Source organism: Mucilaginibacter terrenus, assembly GCF_003432065.1.
Classification (GTDB): domain Bacteria; phylum Bacteroidota; class Bacteroidia; order Sphingobacteriales; family Sphingobacteriaceae; genus Mucilaginibacter; species Mucilaginibacter terrenus.
In genome coordinates, this window is sequence record NZ_QWDE01000003.1 from 68,524 (window position 1) to 80,586 (window position 12,063).

Below are 12,063 nucleotides of genomic sequence, written 5' to 3' on the forward strand. Positions count from 1 at the left end.
GGCGATTAAAGTTAAGAAGTAAATCCTGATGAATAAATAGAGTAAACGGTGTTTGATCGTTTTTATCAAAGTGATGCTACCAAGCACTTTTTATTCAAAGAGTAGTAAAATGGCATTAACCATTAATTCAAAATTGATAATTAAAAGTTCATTTGTATGCAAGCACAAAAAGGCCTGCAGTAACTTGCAGGCCTTTTTGTGTTCATAATTTAATGTTTAATAGGCGACTGTAAAAAGTTCAGTTGAGTTTTTAATTGACATAATCTTAACCTTCTCGCCTTCTACCGGATTGGATAAACCTGTTGGATCGAAGCGTGATATCGGAACCATAAGTGCCGAAAGATCATCTCTAACCTTGCTATTCTTACCATTAAACTTGAAGGTAGAACCGCTAAAGCCATGCAGTACCAGCTTGATATTGCTAAACTTAGAGTTAGCAGTACCCTCAACTTTACCGAAAGCAATTTCTTTTTTTGCGGCGTTGTAGGTGATGTTGCGTTTATAAAAATCGCCCTTTTCATAATTGTAACTCTCACCATCATCTTCGTAGTAAACAAACTTATTGTTTACAGCACCTTGATAAACATGAATTGTCAAGGTATCAGTCGGGCGCTCCGCAGTAGTTTGTACCAGCGACTGCATAGGTATTATACTGCTCTCCCTTACAAATACAGGTAATTTGCTCATGCCCAGCTCCGTTTTTACGTGAGCGTTGCCTTGCTGAATGGTGCCATTGTACAAATCATACCACTTACCTGCCGGAAAGTACATGCGTTCTATCTGCGTTTGGCTATCAAATGGAAACACCAGAAAAGCATGCCCAAACATGTACTCGTTCTCGTAAGTGCCATTGTATACATTTTCATCATGCGTGTAATCTATAGCTAAGGAACGCATAACGGGCTGTCCACTCTCCTTTGCTTCATAAAAAGTAGAATACAGGTATGGAAGCAACTTATAACGCAAGTTAATGTAGTTGCGGGTTATCTCCAGTACCTCCTCGCCGTAAGCCCAGGGCTCGGATGACTTAGTGTTAATTTGAGTATGGTTGCGCATATATGGATTAAATGCTCCTATTTGCATCCAGCGGGCATAAAGATAAGGTGAGGCACCTCCCGTGAAACCACCTACATCCATTCCTGTATAGGGCACTCCGCTTAAACCCAGGCTATTCATCAGCCTTATACCTGCCAACATATGGCTGTCTTCCGCGCGATTGTCACCCGTCCATAATGCAGCATAACGTTGTAGACCAGCATAACCAGACCGTGTAAGCACAAATGGCCGTTTGTTGCCGCCCAGAGCGGCGCGATAACCTTCGTAACTGCTACGAATCATCTCCAGGCCGTAAACATTATGTATTTGCATGTGCGATGCACCTTTACCTTCATAATTAAACAAGATGTTATCCGGAGCTTTTTGTCCCCAGGTAGAGAACTCATTCATATCGTTCCAAATCCCGCTAACGCCATCTCCGGCATAAACCTTCATCTCATTGGCCCACCAATTGCGCCCCTTTGCACTGGTAAAGTCGGGAAAGTGGCACCATCCCGGCCAAACCTGACCTGTGTAGTAAGTACTATCAGGATATTTGGCAAAAATATCTTCCTTAACCCCGCGGTCGTAAACACCATAACCCTTTTCCTCTTTAACACCAGGATCAACAATTAGCGTCACTTTAAAGCCCATGTCCTTTAACTTTTTGGTCATGGCGGGAGGATCAGGAAAGCGGCTTTTATCCCATGTAAATACCTTATATTTATCCATATAATGGATGTCGAGTGTTATGCCATCGGCTGGTATCTTTTTTTCGCGTAAGGTATTGGCAATTCTGTAAACCTCTGTATCAGGATAGTAGCTATAACGGTTTTGCTGATAACCCAAGCTCCAAAGTGGCGGCATTTTAATACGGCCTGTAAGCCACGTGTATGAAGTTATAATGTCACGTAAATGGGAGTTATAGATGAAATAGTAGTTCATCTCACCACCTTTGGCGCCAAAAGATGAAAAACGATTATTGCTGGCACCGAAGTTAAAGTCGCTTTGATAAGTGTTATCAAAAAACAACCCATACTGTACATTGTGGTGAACGCCTATATAAAACGGAATGGTGGAGTACAACGGGTCTTGTCCAGCTGAATAACCAAATACATCGCTGTTCCAATTGGTATAGGCATTACCTTTTCGATCCAAGCCCCCGGTTTTTTCACCCAAGCCTATAAAGTGCTCTCCATCCTGCATTTTCTTGTAAGTGGTAACACTTTCACTCACCCATGACGTTGTTAAACCAGGCTCGTCCTGGTTGATGACTTCGCCGGCTGGAGTCAAAAAAGTTATTTGCCAAGGGTTCTTCCTGATGTTCACCTTAAGAGAATCGGTTATCATGTTTATTTCCGCATCATTTTGTGTTATTGATACTTTAGTAACCTGCGGCTTGCTGATCACAGCGTAGGAGAAATCCTCTGCAAGTTGCTGTTTGTCTACACGTACTCTAATGATACCGGGACTGTAAGCTGTAACTTTAACAGAAGCATTCTCTGTTCTTATGTCAAGCTCCTGATTGTTTATGGTAACGCCTGTAATTTTTCCAATTTTCTTTACCGGATTTTGAGAAAAGGTAAGTTGCGTTGATATAGAAAAGCATAACACCAGGTAAAGGCAACGTAGAGATATCTTCATTTATGGTAAATAATTGTTTATAAAAGCAGTTGATTAGATGAGACACATTAAAGCAATGAAAGTATAACACATACTTTGCTCCTGAAAGAAATCTAAGATTATGAATATTTTTTATAAACTAAAAACGCACAAAACAAGCTGTTTTGGGCGTTTTTTCTATCCTATTCTAATGAAAAATATAGCTTGCTCATTTATTTATACAACTGAGAAAAGAGCTAATATTTGGCGAGCACAATAACCTTGTTGTTTATTGGCTCTATTCTTTCGTGCCCGTTTAAAAAACCAAGCCCTACTACAAACGTAAAACCTGCAACCTTTCCGCCCATTTCTTGAATCAACTCGCTTGTGGCAGCAACAGTACCACCGGTAGCAAGCAAATCATCGTGTATTAATATATGATCGCCGGCTTTAAAAGCATCCGTATGCAATTCGATAGTGGCAGTGCCATATTCCAACTCATACACCTTTTGCTTAACTGTATGAGGTAGTTTACCAGCCTTACGTACCGGCACAAAGGGCACACCTAATTTTTGAGCCAGGTTAAGGCCGAACAAAAATCCACGGCTTTCAACACCAGCTACAGCATCAATGCGAATGCCTTTAACTTCCCTAACAAATGCGTCAACTATATCACCGCACAAGCCGGGATCCTTTAAAATTGGGGTAATATCTTTGAAGATAATGCCCGGCTTGGGGAAATCTGGTATATCGCGAATTGCGGATTTAATTTGCTGCTCTATCATCAATAACTTAAATAAGGCTCAATTTTACGCAAAATTTCTTCAGTGAGGATAGGTATGTCTTTGAGGTCGTTAATAGATGCATAAGCTCCATGCTGATTGCGGTACTCTATTATCGCATTTACTTGCTTGTAATTCAGATATGGCATCAGCCTAAGCTTATCAAAAGCTATTGTGTTGATGTTTATTTTACGAATCCGCGCAGCGTTCACAGTAAGTTGATCTTTAATCTCCATGTACTTTAAATCGTCTATGCCTGTCACTTCCTTTAGCTGATCCTTATCAACGAATCCACCTAAACGCTCACGATAATAAACGATCCTCCTTGCAAATGCAGGCCCAATGCCACTTACGGATGTAAGATGTGCGGAATCTGCTGAATTCAGTTCAAGAACTTTCACTCTGGCAGATTTATAGGAAGGAAGATCTATGTAAGGGGATAAACGTTTAAAGTCTGAGTCGCTCAAACCGTAGATCGTCTTGAAGTCTTCGGTCTTGTAAAACCTGCCACCCTTTGCTTCATAGTTAGTTATGGTATTTACCTGCTTTTCGCTCAACCCCAACGCCCGCCATTTTTCCGCAGAAAGGTGATTTGGGTTAAACTTAAAAAGTGTACCGGCACTATACGTGGTTTTGGTTGCATCAAAATTGTTTGCATTGCTATTCTCTAATGCCGCAAGTGCTGCTTTAAATTCATTAGGGTTTATTGTGCTATCTTTGTGAAACCACTGATAAGCGTACGGAGCGGCTAACACCAGTATGATTAGTACAATTAGTACTATCATTCCGTTCCATTCTTTTTTGGTAAGTGACAACTGATCTTTTACCTGGGCTTTCATCTTTGGTTAATCACCGTTAAGGTAATAATTTTGATAACATTTAATCCGTTAAAAACAGGATGAAAATAATAACTACCGAAGAATTTGCAAAAGCAACTAAGCTAGATAAGCTGAAGATGCCTGGTTTAGCAGCACTGCTGATGGAGTTGATGAAAATTAACCAGGTTAATGATCTTTTTGCTCAAGCTCAGCCTAAACAAGGTCCCGAATTTGTAGATGCAATTTTAGAAGGCTGCGGTATTGAAATTGACTTTGACCAAAGTGAATTGAAACATATACCCAAAGAAGGGAGCTTTATTGCAATAGCTAACCACCCTTACGGCGGAATAGAAGGAATGGTACTCCTAAAGATTCTTACTATGGCCCGACCAGATGCCAAGCTGATGGCCAATTTTCTTCTAAAAAAGATTCCCAATCTGGCCGACTACTTTATTGCTGTAAATCCATTTGAAAACGTTGAACATTCATCAAGCATTAGTGGCCTAAAAAACACTTTAGAGTTGCTTGCAAACGGAACACCTATAGGCATTTTCCCGGCCGGCGAAGTTTCTACATTTAAGTTAGAGAAAAAGGAGGTTACAGATCGCCTTTGGCATCCTGTCGTGGGCAAGATCATCACCAAATCTAAAGTACCGGTAGTTCCTATTTACTTTCACGGCAATAATGGGTTGTTGTTCAATTTACTTAGCCTAATACATCCGGCGTTACGTACTGCAAAATTACCGTCGGAGTTATTTAATAAGCAAGGGCACACCATTAAGCTGCGCATAGGTAAGCCAATTAAGGTTGAGGATATCCCTGACAATAACAACAGCGCTAAGGTGCTCAATTACCTGCGTGCAAAAACTTACGCATTAGGCGCCGGCCTTGATGAAGAAAAACGGCTATTTAACCCGCGCAATATTTTTAAGATTAAAAAGCAGCCGCAAGAGATAGTACCCGAAACGGCAGCTGAGAAACTGGAAAAAGAAGTAGAGCCGTTACGGGAAAACTACCGTGTTTGGGTAGAAAAAAACTATGAAGTTTTTATTACACCGACTTCCCAAATCCCTTGCATTATTCGCGAAATTGGACGGCTAAGAGAGATCACCTTCCGTGAAGTAGGTGAAGGGACTAACAAAGAAACGGACCTGGACGAATACGATATCTACTATCACCACCTCTTTATTTGGGATACCGAAGCAAAGATGATAGTGGGGGCTTATAGAATTGGCCTGGGAGATGAGATCTTCTATAGCGTTGGCAAAAAAGGGTTCTATGTAAATGAGTTGTTCAAGTTAAAAGAACAGTTTACGCCTGTGCTGAAAAAAAGCCTGGAGCTTGGCCGTTCGTGGATACGCAAGGAGTATCAGCTTAAGCCACTGCCATTGTTTCTATTGTGGAAGGCCATCCTGAAGTACGTTATTGATAACCCGAGATACCGTTATTTAATAGGTCCGGTTAGTATCAGCAACACCTTCTCTAATTTCTCTAAGTCGCTGATAGTAGATTACATCAACCGTAACCACTTTGATCATGAAATGGCTCAATATGTAAAGCCAAGAAAAAAGTTTAAGGTCAATTTTGAGAATATTGATACCGATGTGCTACTTGCAGGCGGCGATAGCTTTAAAGGGCTGGACAACCTGATATCAGAGGTAGAGACGCGAAATATGAAAGTTCCTGTATTGCTGCGTCAGTATATGCAACTCAACGCTAAGATCATCAGCTTTAATATCGACCCGAAGTTTGCCGATTGCTTAGATGGCTTTCTTGTACTGGATCTTGAAAAGGTTCCGCAGGATATGTTAGAAAAGCTAGGTAAAAACCTTTAAGCTTTTGGGATAACTGTTAGTACTTGTTTACCCCCAAGCGTGACAATAACTGGTGTAGTACCCAGAGCGGCGCTATAAGGAATAGCTTTTTGTCTACTTGCCATGAAGCCCGACCCTCTTTTATACTCCCCAGATATTGGCCGAGCGCTGCTAGGGCTATTATTATTGTTCCTGTCCAAATTAGCGGTAAGCCCCCACTTTTATCCCAGTTTTGCAGCTGCATAACAAGGTAGCTAAATGCGAACATAATAAACAGCATGATATACGACAGCAGCGGAGATTGCTTTAGCACATAGTAAACCCAAAAGGCGATAACAAAAGATGCCCAGTTGAAATAACCGTTGTAAGCCTTTAGGAAACCAATCTGCGGGAAGGGGAACGCCCAGGTAAGCGTTAGTATGCCAAACACCATTAACGGCACGCAAATAAAATGAAGTAAGCGGTTGGTTCTCTGCTTGTGTGTAACATCAAACTGGCCAAAGTATGTTGTTAATGAGCGTTCATCAGCATTTTTGTTAATAAACGCTTGTTGCTTATCGTGTTGTTTTCCCATAGAAACAAAAAAGCCCCCTCCTGATTAAGAAGAGGGCCTGTATAGTTAGTTTAGTTATTTAGCAAATGCAACAGAGCGAGTTTCCCTTATAACGGTAACCTTTATCTGACCCGGGTAGGTCATTTCTGTTTGTATACGATTAGATATGTCTGCAGCAAGCACTTCGCTTTGTGCATCGCTTATCTTTTCGCTTTCTACTACCACGCGCAGTTCACGACCGGCCTGGATAGCAAAGGTTTTCTCAACGCCTGGGTACGATAATGCAAGCTCCTCAAGCTCTTTTAAGCGCTTGATGTAACTTTCTACCACTTCGCGGCGTGCACCCGGCCTTGCGCCTGATATAGCGTCACAAACCTGTATAATTGGCGACAGCATAGAGGTCATCTCCACCTCGTCGTGGTGAGCACCTATGGCGTTGCAAACCTCAGGGTGTTCTTTATATTTTTCTGCAAGTTGCATTCCCAATATAGCGTGTGGAAGTTCCGGATTATCATCAGGTACTTTACCAATATCATGCAGTAAGCCTGCGCGTTTAGCCAGTTTTACGTTAAGGCCAAGTTCTGCAGCCATAGTAGCGCAAAAGTTTGCAACCTCGCGAGAGTGCTGCAGCAGGTTTTGTCCGTAAGATGACCGGTAACGCATACGGCCCACCATACGGATTAGTTCCGGGTGAAGGCCATTGATACCAAGATCAATAACCGTACGCTCACCTATCTCAACAATCTCTTCTTCTATCTGCTTTTTAGTTTTGGCAACTACCTCTTCAATACGCGCCGGGTGAATACGGCCGTCGGTTACCAAACGGTGCATAGCTAAACGGGCAATCTCACGCCGAACCGGATCGAATCCGGAAAGGATAATAGCCTCCGGGGTATCATCCACAATGATTTCAATACCTGTGGCTGCTTCCAGCGCACGGATGTTACGGCCTTCACGACCTATAATACGCCCTTTAATCTCGTCATTCTCGATGTTAAAGATAGATACCGTGTTCTCTATAGCCGCCTCAGTAGCGGTGCGCTGAATAGTTTGAATTACTATCTTCTTAGCTTCTTTAGTAGCAGTAAGCTTGGCCTCATCTACAATATCTTTTATCTGCGCCATGGCTTTGCTTCGTGCCTCTTCGCGCAAATTATCAATAAGCTGATTTTTTGCCTCCTCAGCAGATAAACCTGCAATAGTTTCCAGCTCGTGCACGTGCTGGTTTTTCAGGTGCTCAACTTCTTCCTGCTTTTTAATCAGTATATCTGTTTGTGCCTCCAGTTTCTTACGCGCATTCTCCAGCTCATTTTCCTTGCGGTTCATGTTCTCGAGCTTCTGGTTATAAGACTGCTCTTTTTGTTTAATACCGTTCTCGCGTTGGTTAAGGGTATTGTTTTTTGAATTAACTTCCTGCTCATGCTCTGCTTTCAACTGCAGAAACTTTTCTTTAGCCTCCAGTAAACGATTCTTTTTTAGTATTTCGGCGTTATTTTCAGCGTCCTTTAGTATCTTTTTTACCTTGTTCTGAGCGTTTATCTCCTGGTCTTTAAAAAGCTTCCGTAGCAGGAACCGCCCAATGACTATCCCGGTAGGGACACCGACCAGCAGCCCAATAATAATGTACAATATGTTATTCATTCCTTTAGGTTATATAATAAAAAAAACCGCAACTAAACTTCTAAGTGTTCATGTATTGTTAAAACTTCTGGTAGGATTGTCGGGATCACAGGTTACCGTAAATACACGATCAACGCATGCCTCTTTGATCCTAAGATATTGAAGCGTTAAGTTTTTAATAGTGAAAACTTAAAATTTAACTGCGGTTAAATCTTAATGGCTCTGTTATGAGCTTATAGCGACAGATCAAAGCGAAAAGCTTATTTAAGAGCTTTTGCTTTAAGCTTTCTGCTTTAAGCTTTGTTTTAAAGAACGTTATTGTTTAGAAAAAAAATCGTCCAGCATATGATCTAACTGATAAACCTTCTCTGCCACTTCAGTATCTTCTGTAGTGACTTTGCGATCTGCCTTTAACGATGATGTTGCATAATGCAACACACACATCGATAGCAGATCTTGTTTATCACGAACCGCATAGTTCTCCTGATACTCCTTTATGCGGTCGTTAATCAGCTTTGCTGCCCGTCTTATAATCTCTTCCTCTTCCATGTTTACCTTTAAGGGGTAAACTCTGTCAGCAATATTTATTTTTATTGAGATTTCTCCCATTTGAGCTTTTCACTTTTTGTATTACTTCTTCAGCAATACAATACACTTATCTATTTCCTGCACAAAGTCGTTAATTTTTTGCTTAATGTCAACACTTTTTTCATTTGTTTCTGAAAACGACTTTGCCAGCTTCAATACACGAAGCTTCTCTTCCAGTTCTTTTGTTTTGTTTGTACTTACGTTAAGCGCTGTAGTAAGAGCCTCACTCTCAAGCTTAAGCAGGTCATTTTCCTCCTGCAGCGCAGCACAAAGCTCAATTAACCTCTCGGTTTTATATACAACTTTACTTAATTGTTCTGCTGTTGAAGGCATGTTTTATTTAATTTATGAATTAGTAAGTTAGTGTATCTAAACCAACTACTTTCTTATCTCCGCTCCTGCTTCTTTGCCTAAATTAAATATTAATTTTTGCATTGTTGAGTCTATAGCTTTATCGGTTAACGTTTTTTCGGTATCCTGTAATATAAAGCTAAGTGCGTACGACTTCTTACCAGCAGGTAGTTTGTCACCCTGGTACACGTCAAACACATTTACTTCTTTTATCAGCTTTTTGTCTGTCCGCCCGGCAATCTGTTTCAACTGGCCGAAGGTCACAGCAGTATCCACCAGCATGCTTAAGTCACGGCGTACGGCCGGGAACTTTGAAACTTCCTGGTACACTATGTTGTTCTTCCGAACGAGGTTAAGTACCAGATCAAAATTGAACTCAGCATAAAAAACATCGTTATTTACATCTGCCTTTTTAAGGGCCGGTTGTGCTACCGAACCAAAACTTACCAGTACTTTGTTACCTTTGCTGTACTGCAGGCCATAAGCAAAATTACCGCTTGTATCTTCTACAGTGTAGTCTGTAATTTTTAACTTCTTCAGCAAACCATCAACAATCGCCTTAAGATTATAAAATGTTGCAGCTGTTGTTTTCTGGTTCCACTGCTCGGGCTTAGACGCCCCGGTTAAGAAAACCGAAAAGCGTTGCGCCTCCGTATACTTCTCTTCAGCGTAGCTGTAAATTTTACCGAATTCGTAAAGTTTTAGATCCGCGTTGCGTCGGTTCTGATTATAAGCTATAGCTTCCAGTCCAGAGAATAGCATGGTTTGTCGCATCGCGTCCAGGTCACTGCTTAGCGGGTTAACAATCTTTACTGCATTGTCAGGATCATCGGAATAGCTTAGTTTCGTAAGCGAGTTATTTAGTATCTCGTTAAAGCCATTGGCACTTAAAATATCAGATATGTGGTTTTGAACAGTGTCCTTTTCAGGTCTTATCGAATTGTTTAGGGACGCGCGGATTTGCGTAGGTATCTCGATGTTGTTATAACCGTATAGGCGCAGAACTTCTTCTACAATATCAACCTCACGGGTAACATCTACACGGTATGGCGGTACCTGCAACGACAAACCTTCTTCGGTTTCGCTCAATATTTTAATATCCAGACCGGTAAGGATACTTTTGATGGTATCATTCCCGATAGCTTTACCAATGAGCCTGTCAATGTTCTTGTAACTAACTTCTATATCGAACGGCAAGACCGGATTGGGGTAATGATCAAAAATGTTAGACGATACCACACCGCCTGCAACCTGCTGTATAAGCAAAGCGGCACGTTTAAGTGCAAACACAGGCATATCCGGGTCGGTACCTCGCTCAAAACGGAAAGATGCATCAGTTTTCAAGCCATGCCTTTTAGCTGTTTTACGTACCGACACCGCGTTAAAGTACGCGCTTTCTAAAAAAATGCTTGTGGTTGATGACGTAACACCGCTTTTGGCTCCGCCAAAAACACCTGCTATACACATTGCTTCTTCTGTATTGCATATCATCAGGTCGTCCGCGCTCAGTTTACGGTCAACATCATCCAGTGTTTTAAATACTGTGCCTTCGGCTACGTTCTTTACTACCACCTTATTACCGGCTATAGCAGCTGCATCAAACGCGTGTAGTGGCTGGCCGAGTTCGTGCAGTACATAGTTGGTAACATCCACCACGTTGTTTATGCTGCGCACACCAATAACAGCCAGGCGCTCTTTTAACCATTGCGGCGATTCTGCTACCTGCAAACCACTTAACACCAAGCCGGCATAGCGGGGACTTGCCTGCTCGTTTTCTACAATCACCTGAATTGAATTATTGGTGTTGTCTACCTTAAATGCCGACACATCAGGCTTTATCACGGGCAGTCTAAGGAAAGCCGCTATATCACGGGCGGTGCCCAGATGAGATGCAGCATCCGCACGGTTAGGCGTCAAACCTATCTCGTACATGTAATCATCATTCAGCTTAAAGTATTCTTTGGCAGCAGTACCTACCGGTGCATCAGCATGCAGCACCATAATGCCAGCATGATCGGTACCTAAGCCTATCTCATCCTCGGCGCATATCATGCCTTCAGATACTTCACCGCGTATTTTGCTTTTGTTTATTTTGAACGGCTCGCCTACAGTAGGGTATACTGTGGTACCCACGGTAGCTACTACTACTTTTTGCCCGGCGGCCACGTTAGTGGCACCGCATACTATGCTAAGGGGTTCTACTCCCCCTACATCAACTTTGGTAAGGTGCAGGTGATCGCTATTAGGATGGTCGGTACACTCCAGCACATAGCCAATTACAAGACCCTCTAAGCCGCCCGGTACAGCCTGAACTTTCTCCAGGCTTTCTACCTCAAGACCGGTACCTGTAAGTATCTGCGATATTTCTTCAGGCGTTTTATCGGTATCAATAAATTCTTTTAGCCAGTGGTATGATATCTTCATTATCCGGCAAAGATAGGATTTGCCAGTGAGAGGTGAAAGGGCAAACAGGCTACGTTTGGGTGGAAAGCAAAAAGGTGAAAGCATAGAGCGGAAAGCTTAAACACTTTCCCTGAAAAAGAATTTACAGGATTTTAGAATGACAGAATACCCGCTCTAAAATCTTAATGTAATGATAAAGGCCCCTACTGGGGCCTGAATACTGCGTTGCTTAACTAATCCTGGCGATATTATTCGTCGTCGCCATTGTTACCATCTTCGCCCAAATTAAGGGTGTAAGATGGCTCGGCAGCGTCATAAGCCTGACTGGCCTGTGAAGTTTCATCTATTTCGCCAATTTCGTCGTTAGTTTCATCGAAGCCATTGCTATGAATGTCCTGCTGACTTGACTGTTCGTCATTCTGGCTTATTTGATCGTCCTGTTGTAACAGGTTATCGTCTTGTTCGTCTGGAGTTGCCATGGGAATATGGTTTTATGT

General features: G+C 42.0%; 10 protein-coding genes. 1 reads left to right on the forward strand and 9 read right to left on the reverse strand.

The window, feature by feature from the left end; all coding sequences use genetic code 11:
• Positions 1-216 precede the first annotated feature (216 nt).
• From DYU05_RS15630 to DYU05_RS15640, 3 genes are all read right to left on the reverse strand, one after another.
• Entirely contained in the window at positions 217-2,679 is a 2,463-nt protein-coding gene (locus DYU05_RS15630; protein WP_117384086.1) for a glycoside hydrolase family 31 protein, read from the reverse strand.
• 215 nt (positions 2,680-2,894) lie between these two features.
• Positions 2,895-3,422, reverse strand: a complete 528-nt coding sequence (locus tag DYU05_RS15635; protein ID WP_117384087.1) for an adenine phosphoribosyltransferase — start codon at positions 3,420-3,422, stop codon at positions 2,895-2,897.
• A complete protein-coding gene (locus tag DYU05_RS15640) occupies positions 3,422-4,258 on the reverse strand; it encodes a ComEA family DNA-binding protein (RefSeq protein ID WP_117384088.1) in 837 nt (278 codons plus the stop codon). Before DYU05_RS15640 ends, DYU05_RS15635 begins: the two co-directional genes overlap by 1 nt.
• Positions 4,259-4,317: 59 nt before the next feature.
• Between DYU05_RS15640 and DYU05_RS15645 the strand changes: the two genes are divergently transcribed.
• Positions 4,318-6,072 (forward strand): lysophospholipid acyltransferase family protein, encoded by a 1,755-nt coding sequence (locus tag DYU05_RS15645; protein WP_117384089.1) that lies wholly within the window; start codon positions 4,318-4,320, stop codon positions 6,070-6,072.
• A 16-nt stretch (positions 6,073-6,088) separates the two neighbouring features.
• Here the strand turns inward: DYU05_RS15645 and DYU05_RS15650 are convergent, their stop codons facing one another.
• The 6 genes from DYU05_RS15650 to DYU05_RS15675 all read right to left on the reverse strand — a co-directional run bounded on the left by DYU05_RS15650 (position 6,089) and on the right by DYU05_RS15675 (position 12,045).
• Entirely contained in the window at positions 6,089-6,625 is a 537-nt protein-coding gene (locus DYU05_RS15650) for an Mpo1-like protein (RefSeq protein WP_117384090.1), read from the reverse strand.
• Positions 6,626-6,679: 54 nt separating this feature from the next.
• The gene (rny, locus tag DYU05_RS15655; protein WP_117384091.1) at positions 6,680-8,245 is read right to left on the reverse strand and encodes a ribonuclease Y; all 1,566 of its coding nucleotides are present in this window, start codon (positions 8,243-8,245) and stop codon (positions 6,680-6,682) included.
• A 294-nt stretch (positions 8,246-8,539) separates the two neighbouring features.
• Positions 8,540-8,833 carry a cell division protein ZapA gene (locus DYU05_RS15660; RefSeq protein WP_117384092.1) on the reverse strand — a complete coding sequence of 98 codons (294 nt, stop codon included), beginning with the start codon at positions 8,831-8,833 and terminating at the stop codon, positions 8,540-8,542.
• Positions 8,834-8,854: 21 nt separating this feature from the next.
• Complete coding sequence (locus tag DYU05_RS15665) at positions 8,855-9,145, reverse strand: hypothetical protein (RefSeq protein ID WP_117384093.1); 291 nt, start codon at positions 9,143-9,145, stop codon at positions 8,855-8,857.
• Positions 9,146-9,190: 45 nt separating this feature from the next.
• The gene (gene pheT, locus DYU05_RS15670; protein WP_117384094.1) at positions 9,191-11,587 is read right to left on the reverse strand and encodes a phenylalanine--tRNA ligase subunit beta; all 2,397 of its coding nucleotides are present in this window, start codon (positions 11,585-11,587) and stop codon (positions 9,191-9,193) included.
• A gap of 227 nt (positions 11,588-11,814) precedes the next feature.
• Positions 11,815-12,045, reverse strand: a complete 231-nt coding sequence (locus tag DYU05_RS15675) for a hypothetical protein (RefSeq protein WP_117384095.1) — start codon at positions 12,043-12,045, stop codon at positions 11,815-11,817.
• Positions 12,046-12,063 lie beyond the last annotated feature (18 nt).

Coding starts and splice junctions, on each gene's coding strand:
- DYU05_RS15650 (WP_117384090.1), bottom strand. CDS start 6,625: ATGGGAAAACAACACGATAAGCAACAAGCGTTTATTAACAAAAATGCT.
- DYU05_RS15640 (WP_117384088.1), bottom strand. CDS start 4,258: ATGAAAGCCCAGGTAAAAGATCAGTTGTCACTTACCAAAAAAGAATGG.
- DYU05_RS15645 (WP_117384089.1), top strand. CDS start 4,318: ATGAAAATAATAACTACCGAAGAATTTGCAAAAGCAACTAAGCTAGAT.
- DYU05_RS15630 (WP_117384086.1), bottom strand. CDS start 2,679: ATGAAGATATCTCTACGTTGCCTTTACCTGGTGTTATGCTTTTCTATA.
- rny (WP_117384091.1), bottom strand. CDS start 8,245: ATGAATAACATATTGTACATTATTATTGGGCTGCTGGTCGGTGTCCCT.
- DYU05_RS15665 (WP_117384093.1), bottom strand. CDS start 9,145: ATGCCTTCAACAGCAGAACAATTAAGTAAAGTTGTATATAAAACCGAG.
- DYU05_RS15635 (WP_117384087.1), bottom strand. CDS start 3,422: ATGATAGAGCAGCAAATTAAATCCGCAATTCGCGATATACCAGATTTC.
- DYU05_RS15675 (WP_117384095.1), bottom strand. CDS start 12,045: ATGGCAACTCCAGACGAACAAGACGATAACCTGTTACAACAGGACGAT.
- pheT (WP_117384094.1), bottom strand. CDS start 11,587: ATGAAGATATCATACCACTGGCTAAAAGAATTTATTGATACCGATAAA.
- DYU05_RS15660 (WP_117384092.1), bottom strand. CDS start 8,833: ATGGGAGAAATCTCAATAAAAATAAATATTGCTGACAGAGTTTACCCC.